Below are 16,940 nucleotides of genomic sequence, written 5' to 3' on the forward strand. Positions count from 1 at the left end.
CGACAGGTCAATATGCCTTCCATGCAGCGTTGCTGCTCGACTCTATCGCCTTTCGCTTTATCACCAGCAACACTCTTTTCTGCCTTTCTTGATGTAGTGGGCACCGTTGCTCTACTACTGTTTGATTACCAAGGATTTCTTCGTTGCCAGCCACCTGGGAAGCGGCGTACTTGCCGGGTAGTAATCGATCGGGTATAAACAAGCGCTTTCATGGATTAGCCCCTCCTTCAAGGAACTTTTATGCTTTATGCACCTATGCGCAGCTTGATCACTGTTTCCAGTTTTGCTCTTATCGCAGGCTGCGCAAGCAACCAGCAACAGGACACTACCCCGAAAAACCCTACGTCCGTCGTTCACGCAACCTACGTACTCAACGGCGGTTTCGTACCAGATGTATCGGGCAATCAAACGGTATATACCCGCCCGACCATGCGTCGTATCGATAGCACCAACGAATTCGATAATTTCATGATGCGCTGGGCTAATTCGGATACCAGCAATATTTTCCGCATGGATCGCAACCTGCTTTGGCTGCTCGACAATGACGAGCATACATATCGGGAATGCCCTCTCTCAGGGTGCCTGGTTTCTCCCCTGTTCCCAACGGAAGGCAATAGTGATGAGGAAGAGGAATACGAAACCTACGAAGACCGTCAGTGTGAGGTTACTCTGGCCCTGAATGAATTCAGTGTTAAGGAAACCGGAAATACGCGCCGCATCGGCGGTCTTGATGCGAGCGAGTATGTTGTTAGCTGGCAGACAAACATGGAGGATGAACAGGGCCGTGCTGACGTGAACCTGCTCCAGTTCGTATTCTGGACAGTCCCTCCCACACAGGAGATGAGCACAGCCTGGCGTGTCCATTCCGAGGCACTCGATAACTATCTGGATGCCGTCGGAGACAACAACATTTTGGTTCGCTTGCTCGGTCGCGAGGGGTACAAAGCCATAGGTTCGTTTGTTGGTGACATCGAGAAAACAGATGAGCCTGCGTTCAACGCCCTGACCAGTGAGCTTGCTGTCATCAAGGGCTACCCACTCTCCTTGAAAATGGAATGGTTCCAGCGCAATGAAACCTGCCCGGAGGCAGTAAAGACCAAATCCACTGATATTGATCTGACCAAGGGACTCGACGGCCTGAAAAGCGCTGCTGGCAACTTGCTCGACAATATGGTGAATGAGAAGAAAGCGGATCTGCTTGCCGAATGGCAGAAAAAACCCATGGTTCGTTACATTTACGAAGTGGACTCAGTGACTGAGGAGCTTGTGCACGACAGTGTCTTCGCTCTGCCTGAAGACTACAAACTTCAGGATCGTCAGTAATCCTGATCCGGCCCGGAGCCTGGCTCCGGGCCTTCTTGCAGACGCAACGTTACGCGCCTGTCTGATGATGCCTCTTGTCGGCGGATTTTCCGCAATCGCCACCAGCACTGCTACATCCGTTGCAGCCACCACAACCTGACGTTTTCTTGCTCATTCCGGGTAGCCACTGGCGCACCAAGAAGACCACCGCAGCCAGCACGCAAGCGCCCACGATAATGTCTTGCCACATACCCCCTCCCTTCAACAAGATTTTCAGTGAATCAGTAACGCTGAGATTTGATAGGTTACCCAGGCCGCGAGATAAGCCAGTCCAAACAGATAGACCGTAAAAAGCGCTGTTGATTTCAGGGAATTGGTTTCTCTTTTAACCACCGCAATGGTGGAAATACACTGAGGCGCGTAAACAAACCAGGCAAGGTAGGCAAAAGCCACAGGCAAACTCCAGCTGCTGTGCAATGCACTACCCAATGCGAGTTCTCCGCCAGCCACAGCGTAGACTGTCGCCAGAGCACTGACCGCCACCTCTCTGGCACCCATAGCTGGAATCAGTGCGATACACATCTGCCAGTTGAATCCCAGTGGTGCGAACAGAGGCTCCATCCAGCTGCCCAGCATGCCGGCAAAGCTGTATTCAATCGCTGGGCGAGTGGCCTCCGCAGGAGCACCGGGATAAGTGGCGAGAAACCAGAGGATTATCGAAAGCGACAAAATTATCGTGCCCACGCGTCGCATGAAGATCCAAACCCTCTCACGCAGACCAATGTAGACGTGATAAGCCATAGGCCACCGGTAACTGGGCAGCTCCAACAACAGCGGGAACTCTTCACGCGTCTGACGACGTCGCATAACCCAGGCGACCAATGCGGCACTCACAACTCCCGCAAAATAGAGCCCGAAAAGGGTTAAACCTTGCAAATTGAATATGCCTGCTACCGTCTGGCGAGGAATAAAAGCACTGATAATAAGGGCATAAACCGGCAATCGCGCAGAGCAGGTCATCAACGGCGCCACCATTATCGTAATAAAACGCTCACGCGGATCCGATATGGTTCGGGTCGCCATAACACCCGGTACTGCACAGGCGAAGCTGGACAGCAAAGGGATGAAGGATCTTCCTGACAGCCCGAGTCCGCGCATCGGGCGATCCAGAAGAAAGGCTGCACGGGTAAGGTAGCCGCTGTCTTCCAGTAACAGAATAAACAGGAACAGCAGGATGATCTGGGGGAGAAAAACGATGACGCCGCCTACACCGGCGATAATCCCGTTCACCAGAAATTCGCGCAGAATACCGGCTGGCAAAATCTGGGTCAGCAAACCACCCAGCACTCCAAAGCCCGCATCCATGCTGTCGGCAATGGGGGTAGCCCAGGCAAAAACCGCCTGAAAAACCACCAGCAGAATGCTGAAGAGAACCATCAGCCCCAACACAGGATGCATCACCACCTGATCCAGACGATCCTGCCAGCGAGGCATGTTTGCTGGTTGAGTGACATGGGCACGCACCAGGCTCTCGATCTTGTCGTAGATTGCCTCAACCGATTCCTGGCGGTCGCTTAATGTCAGTCTCTGGGTATCCCCGGCCTGGTGGTGAGTATATTGGTCCAGCTCATGTTTCAGCGCATCCACACCCTGGCTGTTTACGGCGACCGTCTCGATCACCGGAATGCCCATATCCTGAGACAGGCCAGCGGTATCAATGGTTATGCCCCGCTTGCGGGCCGCATCCATCTGATTCAGCGCCAGAATCAGGGGCCGGTTCAAACTGCGCAGTTCCATCACCAGGCGAAGTCCCAGGCGCAGATTGGTAGCATCCACCACGGCGATCAGTAGATCAGGCCTGGCTTCGCCCTGGATATTTCCCAGGATAAAATCACGCGCCACCTGCTCGTCTGGAGAGGTGACAAACAGACTGTAGGTACCGGGAAGATCCAGGAGTTCAGCGTTGTTAGCCAGCCCGCTGATCATGCCTGAACGCCGCTCAACGGTAACACCGGGATAGTTGGCCACCTTGGCGCGGGCCCCGGTTAAACAGTTGAAGAGAGACGTTTTTCCGCAGTTAGGGTTTCCTATCATTGCGAAACGCAGTGGCGCATTGCCACTGTCGATACTTGCTGCAGTTTGATTCAATCTACTACCTACCACCGGTTACGGTGACCTCTTCAACACAGATTTTGGCAGCCTCAGCTCGGCGCAAGGCAAACTTGGTTCCATTGATTTGCACCGCCATGGGGTCGCCACCAAACAGACCAAAGCCAATAACCTTGAGTTGAGCCCCGGGAAGAAACCCCAGCTCTTTAAGCCTCAGGCCAACCTGCTCGTCATTCGAGCCGAACAGAGATTGCGGGAGCAAACCAATAACCCGTAACGTCGCACCCTTTCGGCACTGATCCAGGCGCGCGGAGGCGGCATGCCGTGCATCGGGAAATACTGCAGAATTCATGGAGAGAACACTCGTTGAGCGCAAATGCGATTGGATGTTATTCAGAATATCGAATTTGCAGGTCTCCCGCAATCGACACTGACAGGATCAACGCCCGGCCAACAGGCGGGTTTGCGAATAATCATCGCTGACGCCCCCTCTGTAAACGGTTTTTGAAAAGACGAAACCGTGCACATAACATTGCGCGCCTGCTAGTACAGCACATCAGCCGGCTCCCCGGGCGACAGAACCCGATACAGTGGCTTCACCACACTGAGATGCACGCCCCCCAGACTGGCCGGAAACGTCACTGACAGCTGTTCAACCTGATGGAAGCTGTGCCGGGCAAGCACAACAATTTCGATATCATCAGAGCCCGAAGGCCGACTGATACTGACCCGGTCAAAAGGGAGTGTCCTGCCGTTGACAAGGAGCTGGGTCTGCTCTGTCATGACCTGTTGCAAAAATGCCTGTTCCTGAGCATCCGTCAGGTTCTGCGGCATCAGTGCATCCGTGTCTCCCAGCAACCAGGACTCACTGCTGCTGAGGATCGCCCGCCAGTGGTCAGCGTTCGTAATAATAGTCAGCTCAACCTGGCCAGCACGCAGTGTGGCCCTGGCACTGGTGGCATCCGTTTCATGGGCCTGGGCCGCGGCAAGCGGCAGCACCAGCGCCACCAGACCGGCAACCAGCATTGCAAGACGAGAAAGAACCTTTGCCCTGGACACCATGGCTTATTGCTCTGCGGCCGTTATGGTCACACGGCACAGCAGGGTGTTGTCTTTTTTAAGATCGCTGCCCCAGATCAGTTTCGCCTGCGGCGCCCAGTCAATAAGGTCGTATCCTTCTTTGGGGCCAACCTCTGAGGCGCTGTGCTCGATGGCGAAGGGCCACTGACGGTCATCAAAGCCCGTTGTCATCCAGCCCGCCGGTTCCGGATCGATCTGGTTGCTGCAAGGCGCCACCCCCGCCTGAGGGTTTTGCTCTGCCGCACAGGCTTCATCCAGTGGCGCACGATGGATGACCTGGCACTTCCAACCGCTGTCAGACTGGGCAATGACTTCGTTTGTATCCAGATCGGTAATCTGCAGGATAAAACCACCATCTCCCATTTGCTGCCGAGGGGATCCGATATACTCCAGCCCGGTATCGTTTTCCCGGAAGTCCTTGATGATCATATTCAGGTGCAGTGGGTACTCGGCGGTGAAATTGACCACCTCAGCGTTAAAGGAACGCTCGGTGGTAATAGGTACCGAATCCTCCACCAGCAACTGGTCACCCAGATAGGCGGCAAACCAGTTGTCCGCCCAGGCTTCGAGCCTGAAGGTGTGACCGTCCGGAGTTACCTTCACAGGTTCCGCATAGTGCACCTGACGGGCGTCATTCTCTGGTCGAGGTGGCGGTGGACGCTTTCCGGGCTCATCACGGCAAAACGTGCCCCGCTCGACAATACCGCCATGGGTGATGGTTTTCTGTTCAAATTCATAGCAGTCTCGCTGACCATCTTTGGGCCGGTAGGTAACGTAGTATTCTTCTCCCTCATAGCTATAGGACATGGTCCGGCTGCCATCTTCAGCAACGGTATGGCGCAGGTTTTCAACCCCCTCCCTGGGCGGCCGAAGATCGGCCCGAACCGGGTTATCACCGGCCAGCGGAGCAACCCGGGGAAGACGTTTCTCATCCACGCTGCCCACCAGACACTGGATAATGTACGGCGGAGTGGCAGAGGTGTGATAACGATAACCGTACACCGGATCAGTCTGACCGTTGCAAACATCCAGCCCGCCTTCAGGAATGGAGCTTCCCTCAGGATTCAGATCTCCGTAGATCGGATACCCGTCATAGGCCCAGCCAATAATCGGGTTATCCTCCCCGTTCGCCATGACCTCAATCATGCAAGTGGGCGCGGCATGGTAGTGATAATCATCGCCGCGACCTGCATGGCCTCCGCAGTTATCCAGCTGCCCCAGTTTCACCGTGTCATGCTTTGGATCATAGTGCTGCACATCCAGTTCACCCTGAGATGAATAGTCGTAAATCGGAACACCATTGACGGCCACGCCCACAGCAGCATCAATGGTCGTCAGCTCGTCAGAGGAAACCGGATTCAACCGGACGGGTGCCGCATAGCCGGCAGCGGGAACGGGAATCTGTTCGTTGGTGCCGGTAATGCCATTCATCATGTCATGGTCGGGATAGGTCGCCGAGGCCACATAGGCATAATCAGAATCGCAGGTAACATCAACGCTGCCGGCAAAGCCCGCATCACGGACCGAATTTTTTATCGCTTGGCAACGTTCCTGAGCAGAAAGTGTACCAGCCTCAGTTAAGGCGTTACCTATGGCTGGCGTCTTCACAGCCTCATCAACACTACAGGCAGCCAGGCCCGACAGTGATGCCGTCAGTAACAGGGTAATGTTGACGCTGCGCATCCCAGGCTCCTTCAATTGTGGGTGTATCTGTTGAGTTTCCGGACATTACCCCGCCATTATTCTCGGACAAGGGCATCCTGGACAGAATCATCCTAGCGCCGGCCCGGTTAACACCGGGTTAACGGCCTGCAGTCATGACAGTATGGGTTCTGCCGTTCGCCTTGAACTCAACGAATGATTTATGCCGTCCTCTTAAGATTATCTGTACCTTTGCAGAGAAAGTCGTCGTAATACAGAATTCTCTCTTCGTTTAAGAACAGCCTTTTTAAATCCATAAGCCCCCGGTGCGATTACTGTGAGTACTTTTCAGCGAACAAAAAAACAAACCAACCCCGTTCGCAAGAACCTGCATCCAAGGAATCGACACAACCAGGGCTACGATTTCCCCGCTCTGGTAAAAAGCCACCCGGCATTAGCGCCTCATGTAAAACCGAACGCGTACGGCAACCTGTCCATCAATTTCGCAGATCCGCTAGCAGTAAAAACACTCAATGCCGCGCTACTACACCATTACTACAGCATTCTCGGCTGGGATATCCCCGAGGGTGCGCTTTGCCCTCCTATCCCGGGCAGAGCCGACTACATCCATTACGTAGCTGACCTGCCCGGACTTGAAAATCCCGATATCAGACTGCTCGACATCGGAACTGGAGCAAATGGAATTTACCCGCTATTAGCCTGCCAAATTTACGGCTGGCAGTGTGTCGGCACTGACATCAACACTCAGTCTCTGGAGAACGTTGCCGAAATCATCGCGAAGAACCCAGGGCTCAAAGATCGGCTTACACTGCGCACCCAGCAGGATAAAAACCGCATGTTTGAAGGCATCATTCAGACCGGGGAGTTCTTTGACGTCAGCGTATGCAACCCTCCCTTTCATGCCTCGCTCGATGAGGCACTCAAAGGCAGTCAACTTAAGCTGAATAACCTTGCCCGTAGCCGTGGTGAACAAAAAGCAAACACCCAATCCCCTACTCTGAATTTTGGCGGCCTGGGGGCAGAGCTATGGTGCAAGGGCGGCGAGCAACTGTTTCTTAAAAAGCTCATTAAAGAAAGCCGGGGGTATTCAACTCAGTGCCGCTGGTTTACCAGCCTGATTTCAAAGTCCGACAATGTTAAACCCGCAAAGAAGTGGATTCGTAAACTTGGGGCATTGGATATCCGGGAAATAGAAATGCGGCAGGGGAACAAGGTTACGAGAGTGCTGGCCTGGACATTCATCTGATTTGAGGAAAATCGCAGCCCCGGGCAGGACACCCGGAGCTGGTGGGCAACAGATTTGTTTACCCCCTGGATTCAGCTCATCAGGAGCTATGCCTGTTCGTTTACCACAATCACCTTGCGATGCGGGAAAGGAATTTCAATGCCGGCATCATCGAGAGCTTTCTTGATCTGCTCGGGTACGGAGTAGAGAACATCAAAATAATGCTCACCCTGACAAAAAGGCCGGACCAGAAAGTCCACGGAACTGTTATTGAGTGTTTCAACTTCAACGAACGGTGCAGGATCTTTCAGTATTTGGGAATGCTCCGCAAGCACGCGGTCTATGACTTTCCGGGCTTCATCGATGCTTTCGTTATAGGCGATGCCGAAACGCATATCCACCCCACGCACTTCGTGGTAAGAATGGTTGGTAATCTGGTCTCCCCATATCTGGCTATTCGGAATGATGATTTCCTGGTTATCGAATGTTTGCAGGATGGTGGTGAACATATCGATTTCCCGGACCTTGCCAAACTTGCCGGCTGCTTCGATAAAATCCCCCACCTTGTAAGGCCGGAAAATCAGCAACATGACACCCGCCGCCAGATTCGACAGCGTACCCTGCAATGCCAGTCCTACAGCCAGACCAGCAGCACCAAGCAACGCAATGATGGAAGCAGTCTGAACGCCAAAACGGTTCAGTACGGCAATTATTACAAAAGCCAGGATGGTGTAGCGGGCAACACTGCCAAAAAATCTGAACAGTGTGTCGTCCAGCTGATCGTAATTTGTAGAGATACGAACAACTGACTTGTAGGCTTTGCCTGCAACCCAGAAACCAACAACAAGAATTACTATCGCTAACAGGATATTGGTTGCCCAATCCAGAGCAGCGGGAAGGTATTGATTGATGTCCAGTCTATCGATTAATTCCTGCATTGCGTTAAGCTTCCTGATTATAGAGGTTAATGAAAATAGATTAACTTCTATAAACGCGCAACAGATTTTCCTGTCAGGTCAACGCAGTACGCCCTCCTTCCCCACAGATCGCCTTTCCAGGTTCACCAATCGAAGCAAGAACCCAGTGCCAACAACCATGACACCCGCCGACATATACAATCCAAGGTTATAACCACCAAACGTTTCAGCAAGATACCCGGTAAAAACAGGGGCGATGATCTGGGCTGCCCCATAAGCCAGTGTCATAACGCCCATAAACCTGGCCGGATTGCTTGGAAAAAATTTGCCAGCCATAGTGAGTACCAAGCTGACACAGGCAATAAAGGTTCCACCAAATAGCAGTGCACTTAGCAAGACGATCGGTAACGTGTCATTAAGGAGCGGCAGGATAATACCAACCATTTGCAGAACATAGGCCGCCAACAAGGCGTGAAGATAGCCAATCCTCCTGGCAACTCTATCCCACACCAGGGTTGCTGGCGTGGCAGCAAAACCGATCAGTAAGAAAGCAAGTGTTCCCCGCCCTTCCAGTCCTTGCGTTCTTTCTACAATACCGACAATAAAGGTGGAACTAACAGCGTATCCATAACCGGCGCAAAAGTAGGCCAGCATCATGAAAGTGGTAAATACTCGGCTTGGGGGATTGTCTTTTGCGGTCGTTACGTCTTGCCCATCCACAAACGGGTGCGGAATCCACAACCATGCGGGAATAGCAACAATGACTGCCATCGCAGCCAACGCCAACCACTGCTGCTGCCAGTTAGCCGAAAGCGTCAGCATTACTTCAACTAAAACGGATGTGGCGATAATGCTCACACCGGCACCGGCGAAATGAATGCCCAACTCAGCGCGATGATGATTTTTGACCAACCACTTCAGAATCAAACCAGAGGCAATGATAAAGCCCCCAGATGCGCAAATCCCCGCGATGAATCGCAACACAGCCCACACAACAACATCAGTGGTGAACACCATGGCTGCTGAGGTCACAACGCTTAATACAAGATAAGCCCGGTGCAAGTTGTATTTGTAGTTGAGGTTGTGCAGCCTGGAGGCAAGTAAAACTCCAGCCATGTACCCCATAAAATTAGTGGTCGCCAGCCACCCGCCGCCCAATTCAGTCAGGCCTGCTCCATCCTGCATGATCGGCAATAACAGGCTGTAAGAAAAACGGGCGACGCCAACGGTCACGATCAAACTGCAGATTCCTGCCAGATAAACGCGAAATCGGGTTAGCCTCGTGAACATACCTTCCACCCTGTTACTCAGACGATTTTCAGCAAAGATTACTCCGATCTGATAATCTCAAAAATTGAATTATCCAGAATGTTTACTTCTTTTTTAGAGAACCTTATGGAAATCCTGGCGCTGAAAACCTTTAAAACGGTGGTTGATGAGGGTGGCATTAAAGGGGCCGCGGAAAAGCTTCATACCGTACAATCCAACATCACCAATCGAATTAAAAAGCTGGAAAGTGAGCTGGATACCAAGCTCTTCACATTGGCAGGCAGAAAACTGCGACTAACTCTCAGCGGACAACAGTTGTACAAGTATGCAGACGACATTCTGCAGCTAGAGTACCAGGCTAAAGCCGCCATTCTGCGTGACAAAGGCAATTATGAATTAAGGATAGGAATGCCAGAAACCTTTGCTGCAGTGCACATGCCCTTAGCACTCAAGCAGCTCAAACAGGACTACCCGAATATTCAGACAAAGATCTTTACGGATACCAGCGACAGGCTCGTACTCGACGTCCTGAACAACAAAGTGGACTGCGCCGCCATTGGGAATGCGCCCAAACATGACAAGCTTGAGGTTATCCCCATTGTGAAGGAAAAGCTGGTTATGGTAACCCCGGCTGAAAGTGACTATGCCCCGGTACTGCTCGTGCGTGACGAAGGTTGCGGCTACAGAAATCATGCGCTTTTATGGCAACAACTGGCAGGGCGCGGCAGCGATCAACTCATGATAATGAGTAGTGCGGATGGCGTTCTGGGCTGTATCTCTGCAGGTCTGGGCTACACCATCATTGGCAAAAACATGGTGGTCGGCAGCCGATATGAAAAATCTCTCACGATGACCCCCGTCACCGAGGGCCCCAAACACGTGCAGCTCTCCATTGTTTATCGTAAAGGCAGCCCGTTAGAAGCCGGCACACTGGCCCTGGCGAACATTTTTACAGAAAACGAGGAATCCCCTACCACCGAATTCTGTCATTCCTGACCCATAAACCCTGCAAATCACCTCACTCACCGCCATCGAGCATCAAGGGAACAGCAGTCAGGTTCCGCATCGGATCAGATTCTCTTCGGCATAACGGCAATTTCACTTTCCAGCTCAACCAGTTTATCCAGAATATTAATAAACTTTTCACCAAACGGCGTAACGACATACTCAACTTTAGGTGGAACTTCGTGATATTCAATTCTTTCGATGATTCCGAATTCTATATTTTTACGCAGACATTCATTAAGTACTTTCGTTGTTAACCCTTCAACACTTCGTACCATTTCACCAGGTCTATTTATCTTTTCAGCCAGTAGCTGGTACACCGTCAACGACCATTTACAGCGAAAAACAGCTTCGACGATGCGCTTGCTGCGCTCCGGCGCCGAATTTCTTGAAAATATTTTTTCTTTATTAATCATGAAGATGTACCTGAAAGTACCTAGGTTACTGAAACGTGCTTACTTTTCCAAAGAAAATTGCGTTTGTAGTCTTGCTCTGCACTTTACATATGACCATTAGGATTTTCAAATGAAAAACACAGAACAATCTATCGCATTAATAATTGGTGGAACCAGTGGAATGGGGCTGGAGAGCGCCAAACTTTTACTCTCTCGCGATATTAAAACTGTTATTGTCGGCCGTAATCCAGAAAAGCTGAAGCAGGCACAAAATACCCTTTCTGAGTTTGGTGATGTAAGTACAATAAAAGCTGACTTATATAATTCCGAAGATGTTCACCGTATTTTTACATTTGCCAGCGAGAACGACCTTCATATCAAGTACCTTCTAAACTCTGCCGGGTACTTTAAGCCAAAGCCGTTTATTGAGCATGACAATAGTGATTATGATATCTATCACGAATTGAATCGTGCAATATTCTTCATATCACAAGCAGTGGCTAAAAACATGATTGCACACAACAGCGGATCCATTGTGAACATTGGTTCGATGTGGGCAAAACAAGCAATTAAAGCAACACCATCGTCTGCTTACTCTATGGCGAAAGCTGGATTGCATGCGCTTACACAGCATTTAGCAATGGAATTGGCCGACAACAATATTCGAGTCAATGCAATTTCACCAGCTCTGGTCAAGTCCACAATTTTTGAATCGTTTATTGATCCAAGTGTAATGGATGAAACTCTTTCCACCTTCAATGGCTTCCATCCAATTGGCCGCATTGGCCAACCTGAAGACGTAGCCAAGGTTGCCAGCTTTTTATTAAGTGATGATTCGAGTTGGGTAACGGGAGCGATATGGGATGTTGATGGCGGCGTGATCGCTGGTAGAAACTGATATAGCGTTGCAGCTTGGCGCTCACTGCCTGGGCAAGTACTGCGAAAGCCCACGAACACCTGCCACCTGATTTCATGGGGTGAAGGCCGGGCTTTCGCAGGCATCAATAAGTGAAGTCACTCCGGCCTGGTGAAGTAAGTGAATTTCTCGGGTTGTGCTTTGACATAGCCCTTTTGCTCCACTCTTTAAACGTTCCGATGTCATTGAGCTCTTCATCAAGTACGATGCCTCGACCGGGATCCGTGCATAAAATCTCTACCAGCTCCGAGTATTCTTCAGCGTCAATTTCAAAAGAACTCCACCCCACTCCGCCACTCATCCCGGTATCTGACTCTGATTGTCGAAAGGCATCATTCAGCACTGCCAAAGGTGGCATTACCTTGAAGCATGCGAGCGCGAACCCTAACAACGGATGCATGAAAATAAACTTATCCAACGGATGATTTTCCCACGGAGCGGAGGTTTCACCTGCGCCATACAAGTGCCTTACTTTAACTGTGCGCATATCCTGGGTCCTAAGGTTAATGCTGAAAGCCGTTCGGTTGCGGCCCACCATCGGGCCGGAACGAATTAAATTCACAGGTCAGGGGCATCACATTCAGCACTGGAACTTCTCGCCTTTATAGCACGAGATTTTGATCTGATGCAGAAGCTCAGAAACCTGCTGGTACAACACCGAGGTGAATTCCATGCTGCATTAATTGCCGCATTTACTGGCTGCATAAAGCAGGGTTAAAGGCTAGAATGGCGGCATTGTAGGGCGCTGGGCGCTTCTGCGGAGCGCTCACAGGAAAGCCCATGTCCATTCAGCTTGATTTTCGCACCCTCAGCCTGACACTCATGCTTTTTAGCCTGGTGTTCGGTCTAGGTATGTTCGCTTACTCCCGAGAGCATGCCAAGTTCTCTGGTATAAAAACCATCGGTGCAGGTTACTTTCTGATTGGTGGTGGCTGTGTACTTCTCGGCCTGCGCGATTTTATTCATGATTTCGCGTCCATAGTGCTTTCCAACACCGCGATCATCTTGGGTGTAATACTGATCTACAGAGGACTGTTTAACTTTCTCGGTATCTCGCTGCGCTATGAGCGTTGGTTGAGCCCGACGCTGGTGCTGCTGCTGGCAGCTGTACTGTATTTCTATACCTTCCATGTTCCAGATGTAAACGTGCGTATACGGGCTTTGTCTGTAACCTTTGCAGCCGCCTGTTTTATTGGGGCCAGCGGGTTGTTGCAACACCGTGAAATCCATAGTCGTATGGCCGCAAATCTGCTTATCGCCATGTTTTTACTGGTGGGCGCCTTCTTTATCTTTCGGTGGGTTTGGTCATTTCATGAAATTTCCCCTGATGATTTTATGAATTCAGGGTTGCTCAGCGCGCTGGCAATTATTGCTGGAGAGTTTATGGTTATTTCATCATCGTTTGCCACTACATGGATGGCGTCCAATCGGTTGCAGGATGAGCTCTCGAAAATAGCACGGATTGACCCTTTGACGGGGATCTACAACAGGCGGGCATTTAACGAATTTTGTGATATTGAATTCAGCCGCGCACTGCGTTCGGGTACGTCGTTCGCCATTATCATGTGCGATTTAGACCACTTTAAAAAAGTAAATGATCAACACGGCCATCGCGTAGGTGATGAGGTATTGAAGCGCTTCGCTGCTCTGATCAGAGACAGGATACGACAGCATGATGTGGTAGCCCGCTTTGGTGGTGAAGAGTTTATATTACTGTTACCAGACAACGGTACCGGGCAGGCATTGCAGGTTGCGGAGCAACTCAGAGCACAAACGGCAGCAACCCAGATTACGATTGATAGTCATATCAGCTTGACCCTGTCAGCCAGCTTCGGCGTGGCTCATTACTGCGCTGATGACAATGAATGGAGTGCGGTGCTGCACCGTGCTGATAACGCACTTTACGCTGCAAAAAACCAGGGACGCAACCGAGCGGTCTATCTGCCATCAGCGAACCGTGAGCTTGCAAGCTGAAATAATGAACCAGGTATCAAAAACGAACTGCTTCGAGTCCTTTTCAATAACTTTTTAAGTTTCATTTGACAAAAACACAAAACCATTCAGATGATTTTTATCATCATATTTAAAACTGATTTCCAGTTTTGTTTTTTATCACTCAGGTGCGTTATTCGGTAGCTGCCTGTTGAGATTACCTGATTATCGGATGTAGGAGTATGGATAGTTATATTTTCAGATGCTGAAAAATTCCCCCCATCTCCCTTAAGATTTAAATTAGAAACAATTAACTTGGGCAAGACGCAATCCCCAGTAAATTCTGCGTCACAATCCTCAGGGTGCAAAGATGTATATATAGTCTTTTTACTACCCCAATCAACAAGCCTGGCATCCACTTTTTTAATTGTCCATTCCTGACCGTTTATCTTACCTGTAAGCTCGGAGCTATAGAAGTCATAACAATATTTTTTGATCGGATCACTATTAACACTGGCCACTTCAAACAAATTTTTAATAGTTGCTTTCGAATCTATTTTTCTTATACCACCTACCTCAATCACTTCGGTCCTGAAGATCAAATCTCGGTAGCAATAACGTTTAATATCCACAAAAACATCGCCATTATCATCGGTGGAAACAGAAAAGCCATCTCCGATAAACTTCATATGTTTGAATGTTTCCACATCTTCTGGCACGGCCAGCAACTCTTCAAGTGCGATTAAGTTGTTATTTTTTTGAGTATCCCAATGCAAAACCTGAGGTTCCTCATGCATTTCTCGCCCAATTCCATGCCTGCAATACTCGCGAACAACAGAATAGCCGTTCTTCTGAGCGTGGCTCTGAACGGCATGACCAATATCACCAAGGGTCGCGCATGATTTCAGAAAAAGACATGCTGGGATTCGCCTCGGCGAGCATACCAACCTTTATCCAGTACTCAGCCTGAGCATTGATAGAGCGAACCATCACCGAGCTCGCCTTGCGAATCTCCCCATGAAGTTCGTCGTCAATCTTAACAATTCCCATAACAAAACCCCGATATACGATTCATATACGAATCGCATACTGTCAGTGCCCGGTTGGCAATATGGTCTGTCGGTGAGCCAGGGCGGCCCTGGCAAGTGGGTCCTGCGGCCGCATACTACCGCGCCTTGTTATCTCAGGTTTACATTGAAGTTCGGTGAATGGCATCTATGGGGAACACACAGCCTGTCAATGCATTTGAACCAGCATTCACACCCTAGGAAGGCCACGAAAAGGGCTGTGCCAGCTAGAACAGCTGTTTGCTCCTCGTACATATTCTTGCCCGCCTGAATGCTCCGTATCAAATCGCTCGCTTGAGCAGGGCCTACCATCACATCCATGCAATCACCATCTGATGCCTGATCGGCTTTTACCAAATTATGATATTAGAACTCTGTTGGAATGGGCCCGATACCACCGATCAGTCCAATGGGCATAGATACTTCCATGCCGTGAGTTCTTAGCGCAGAACTAAACCTCATAAAATCGGTGGAGAGGTCGTCAATTTTATAGCCTTGAGATACTTCAGAATCACAACGTTATTCGTTAATAGCTTTAGCGCAGAAACGCATTGCACTCACAAATACAGCTGTCGGCTCCTTCTCAACTTCTATTAATGCTATCAACTCATCAACTTCAGAAATGGCGGCAATGTTTGAAGACTCCAGCCGTGGTTTAACCAACTCCAAAAGCTCACCAAGAGAATATTGGTCACCCTGCCCATCTATAACCGCTTCTGCCCAGATTGCCTCAAACTTTAACCCAGCTTTAGAGTAAGTAGCCGGTAAATGGAACCCCATGGACTGATCAACGCCTTCTTTGGCTAACATTTTATCGAGCAATGAGGCCGCTCTTTGGTGCGCCGGCATAGCAGAAACAACACCTGGACACATAGTAGAGTCATACTCTTCAAAAACGACCAGGCCATCTTTTCGTAACCAAGGTAACAGGCTGGAGAGAACACTGTCAGGGCTCGGTAAGTACATCAGCACTCGACGCCCAACCACTGCATCAAAAGACGCAAGATCAATGTTTTTCAGATAGGTCGGTGCATCATTCAAGTCAGCTTGTAAAAAGCGAACATTATTCTTCCCGGATTCTTCAAGTTTTTTTTGAGCTGAAGCTATCAGCTCTTTACTATGATCAATCGCCAGGACACTGCCAGCAGAACCGACAATTTCACTTAAAAGTTCTGAGACCTCACCGGGCCCACTTCCCAGCTCAAGAACGGCCATACCCTCAGAAACACCCGCAAACCTAAACAGCCTTTCTGTTGTTGCATTACTTCGCTTCACATATCACCTATTTATGTATTTAAATCAAACGCTGAGCTAAGAGGCCCCTCGGGCCAAGGACGCACTTGAACGGCTGGTTATACCTGTGTTTCCTCCGGAACCAGAGCCAATAGGTCAGTAACTCCAACGTCCACACCCGCCTGAGACAATAAGGCAGAAACCTGCCCTCGATGATGAGTCTGATGATTAAAAAAATGAAGAATAAGACTCGAATATCGCTTGTTGACCGGAATTCCTTTGGTGTTGTGGTAGCTGAGAACGGAATCCAGATCACCTTCGGGTAACTCGGCTATCCAGCTGATAATTTGCCGGTCGAGCCAGGCCCGATGTTCAGATAAGCTACCAATATCGTCATAGACTATCTGGCTTAGGCTTGTCGGATTTGGAAGGTTGGCGACCTCCTGCAACGAACTCACCCGGGATGAGTGGTCGGCAAACCGCTTAAGCCAGAGGGTGTCACCAACGAGGATGTGATTCAGGGTCCCAAGAATGGAGCCAAAAAAGGCCCCACGATCCTTAGTTAAGTCTGTTGCAGCGAGCAAACTTGCAGACTTGTAGATTTTCGAATTCATCCATTGGTTGTAAATGGACAGCAATTCAAATTGATCCTTCAGGCTCATCCGAACTCCCTCTCATGTATGACGCGAAAACACCAAAGCTGCACTGAAATATGGGTACAGAAAATATATAAAATCGAAGGAAAATTTCGATTTCCCCCCATCGTCACCCTCAGCCAGATTTTCACAGTAAATAGACGCTGAACATCTCAGCGGCCATCGACCGCGT

Annotated in this window: 17 protein-coding genes and 1 pseudogene; 5 read left to right on the top strand and 13 right to left on the bottom strand. The window is 50.0% G+C overall.

From position 1 onward, the window contains the following. Window positions 1-240 precede the first annotated feature (240 nt). Window positions 241-1,323, top strand: coding sequence for a hypothetical protein (locus tag KO499_RS02670; RefSeq protein ID WP_215982172.1), 1,083 nt, complete (start codon window positions 241-243; stop codon window positions 1,321-1,323). A gap of 49 nt (window positions 1,324-1,372) precedes the next feature. On the opposite strand, the gene KO499_RS02675 is transcribed toward KO499_RS02670, so the two are convergent. The 5 genes from KO499_RS02675 to KO499_RS02695 all read right to left on the bottom strand — a co-directional run bounded on the left by KO499_RS02675 (window position 1,373) and on the right by KO499_RS02695 (window position 6,174). Continuing rightward, window positions 1,373-1,552 (bottom strand): FeoB-associated Cys-rich membrane protein, encoded by a 180-nt coding sequence (locus KO499_RS02675; protein ID WP_215982173.1) that lies wholly within the window; start codon window positions 1,550-1,552, stop codon window positions 1,373-1,375. Window positions 1,553-1,575: 23 nt separating this feature from the next. Then, entirely contained in the window at window positions 1,576-3,396 is a 1,821-nt protein-coding gene (gene feoB, locus KO499_RS02680) for a ferrous iron transporter B (RefSeq protein WP_323133310.1), read from the bottom strand. A gap of 58 nt (window positions 3,397-3,454) precedes the next feature. After that, the gene (locus KO499_RS02685; RefSeq protein WP_215982175.1) at window positions 3,455-3,763 is read right to left on the bottom strand and encodes a FeoA family protein; all 309 of its coding nucleotides are present in this window, start codon (window positions 3,761-3,763) and stop codon (window positions 3,455-3,457) included. A 191-nt stretch (window positions 3,764-3,954) separates the two neighbouring features. Beyond that, window positions 3,955-4,473, bottom strand: a complete 519-nt coding sequence (locus KO499_RS02690; protein WP_215982176.1) for a hypothetical protein — start codon at window positions 4,471-4,473, stop codon at window positions 3,955-3,957. A gap of 3 nt (window positions 4,474-4,476) precedes the next feature. Next, window positions 4,477-6,174, bottom strand: coding sequence for a YHYH protein (locus KO499_RS02695; protein WP_215982177.1), 1,698 nt, complete (start codon window positions 6,172-6,174; stop codon window positions 4,477-4,479). A 295-nt stretch (window positions 6,175-6,469) separates the two neighbouring features. Between KO499_RS02695 and rlmF the strand changes: the two genes are divergently transcribed. After that, complete coding sequence (gene rlmF / locus KO499_RS02700; protein ID WP_215982178.1) at window positions 6,470-7,399, top strand: 23S rRNA (adenine(1618)-N(6))-methyltransferase RlmF; 930 nt, start codon at window positions 6,470-6,472, stop codon at window positions 7,397-7,399. A gap of 86 nt (window positions 7,400-7,485) precedes the next feature. Here rlmF and KO499_RS02705 read toward each other — a convergent pair whose 3' ends face one another. Together KO499_RS02705 and KO499_RS02710 are read right to left on the bottom strand one after the other, a co-directional pair. Continuing rightward, window positions 7,486-8,316, bottom strand: a complete 831-nt coding sequence (locus tag KO499_RS02705) for a mechanosensitive ion channel family protein (RefSeq protein WP_215982179.1) — start codon at window positions 8,314-8,316, stop codon at window positions 7,486-7,488. A gap of 78 nt (window positions 8,317-8,394) precedes the next feature. Further along, window positions 8,395-9,528 carry a YbfB/YjiJ family MFS transporter gene (locus KO499_RS02710; protein WP_323133311.1) on the bottom strand — a complete coding sequence of 378 codons (1,134 nt, stop codon included), beginning with the start codon at window positions 9,526-9,528 and terminating at the stop codon, window positions 8,395-8,397. 162 nt (window positions 9,529-9,690) lie between these two features. On the opposite strand from KO499_RS02710, the gene KO499_RS02715 reads away from it, so the two are divergent. Further along, a complete protein-coding gene (locus KO499_RS02715; protein WP_215982181.1) occupies window positions 9,691-10,560 on the top strand; it encodes a LysR family transcriptional regulator in 870 nt (289 codons plus the stop codon). Window positions 10,561-10,634: 74 nt separating this feature from the next. Here KO499_RS02715 and KO499_RS02720 read toward each other — a convergent pair whose 3' ends face one another. Continuing rightward, entirely contained in the window at window positions 10,635-10,985 is a 351-nt protein-coding gene (locus KO499_RS02720) for a winged helix-turn-helix transcriptional regulator (protein ID WP_215982182.1), read from the bottom strand. A gap of 109 nt (window positions 10,986-11,094) precedes the next feature. On the opposite strand from KO499_RS02720, the gene KO499_RS02725 reads away from it, so the two are divergent. Next, entirely contained in the window at window positions 11,095-11,862 is a 768-nt protein-coding gene (locus tag KO499_RS02725) for an SDR family NAD(P)-dependent oxidoreductase (RefSeq protein WP_215982183.1), read from the top strand. A 103-nt stretch (window positions 11,863-11,965) separates the two neighbouring features. Here the strand turns inward: KO499_RS02725 and KO499_RS02730 are convergent, their stop codons facing one another. Next, window positions 11,966-12,367: a hypothetical protein gene (locus KO499_RS02730; RefSeq protein WP_215982184.1), complete on the bottom strand. Its 402-nt coding sequence runs from the start codon at window positions 12,365-12,367 to the stop codon at window positions 11,966-11,968. A gap of 293 nt (window positions 12,368-12,660) precedes the next feature. On the opposite strand from KO499_RS02730, the gene KO499_RS02735 reads away from it, so the two are divergent. Then, on the top strand, window positions 12,661-13,854 hold the full coding sequence (locus KO499_RS02735; protein WP_215982185.1) for a GGDEF domain-containing protein: 1,194 nt from the start codon (window positions 12,661-12,663) through the stop codon (window positions 13,852-13,854). Window positions 13,855-14,578: 724 nt separating this feature from the next. Here KO499_RS02735 and KO499_RS19950 read toward each other — a convergent pair. From KO499_RS19950 to KO499_RS02755, 4 genes and pseudogenes are all read right to left on the bottom strand, one after another. Beyond that, window positions 14,579-14,720 (bottom strand): annotated as a pseudogene (locus tag KO499_RS19950) (M24 family metallopeptidase); the annotation flags it as partial. Beyond that, entirely contained in the window at window positions 14,695-14,862 is a 168-nt protein-coding gene (locus KO499_RS02745) for a ParD-like family protein (protein ID WP_215982187.1), read from the bottom strand. The pseudogene KO499_RS19950 and the gene KO499_RS02745, both read right to left, overlap by 26 nt. Before the next feature lie 536 nt (window positions 14,863-15,398). Then, window positions 15,399-16,154, bottom strand: coding sequence for a class I SAM-dependent methyltransferase (locus KO499_RS02750; protein WP_215982188.1), 756 nt, complete (start codon window positions 16,152-16,154; stop codon window positions 15,399-15,401). Window positions 16,155-16,231: 77 nt separating this feature from the next. Continuing rightward, window positions 16,232-16,774 carry a DinB family protein gene (locus tag KO499_RS02755; RefSeq protein WP_215982189.1) on the bottom strand — a complete coding sequence of 181 codons (543 nt, stop codon included), beginning with the start codon at window positions 16,772-16,774 and terminating at the stop codon, window positions 16,232-16,234. Window positions 16,775-16,940: the final 166 nt, after the last annotated feature.

Source organism: Marinobacter sp. F3R08 (assembly GCF_018860425.1).
Classification (GTDB): domain Bacteria; phylum Pseudomonadota; class Gammaproteobacteria; order Pseudomonadales; family Oleiphilaceae; genus Marinobacter.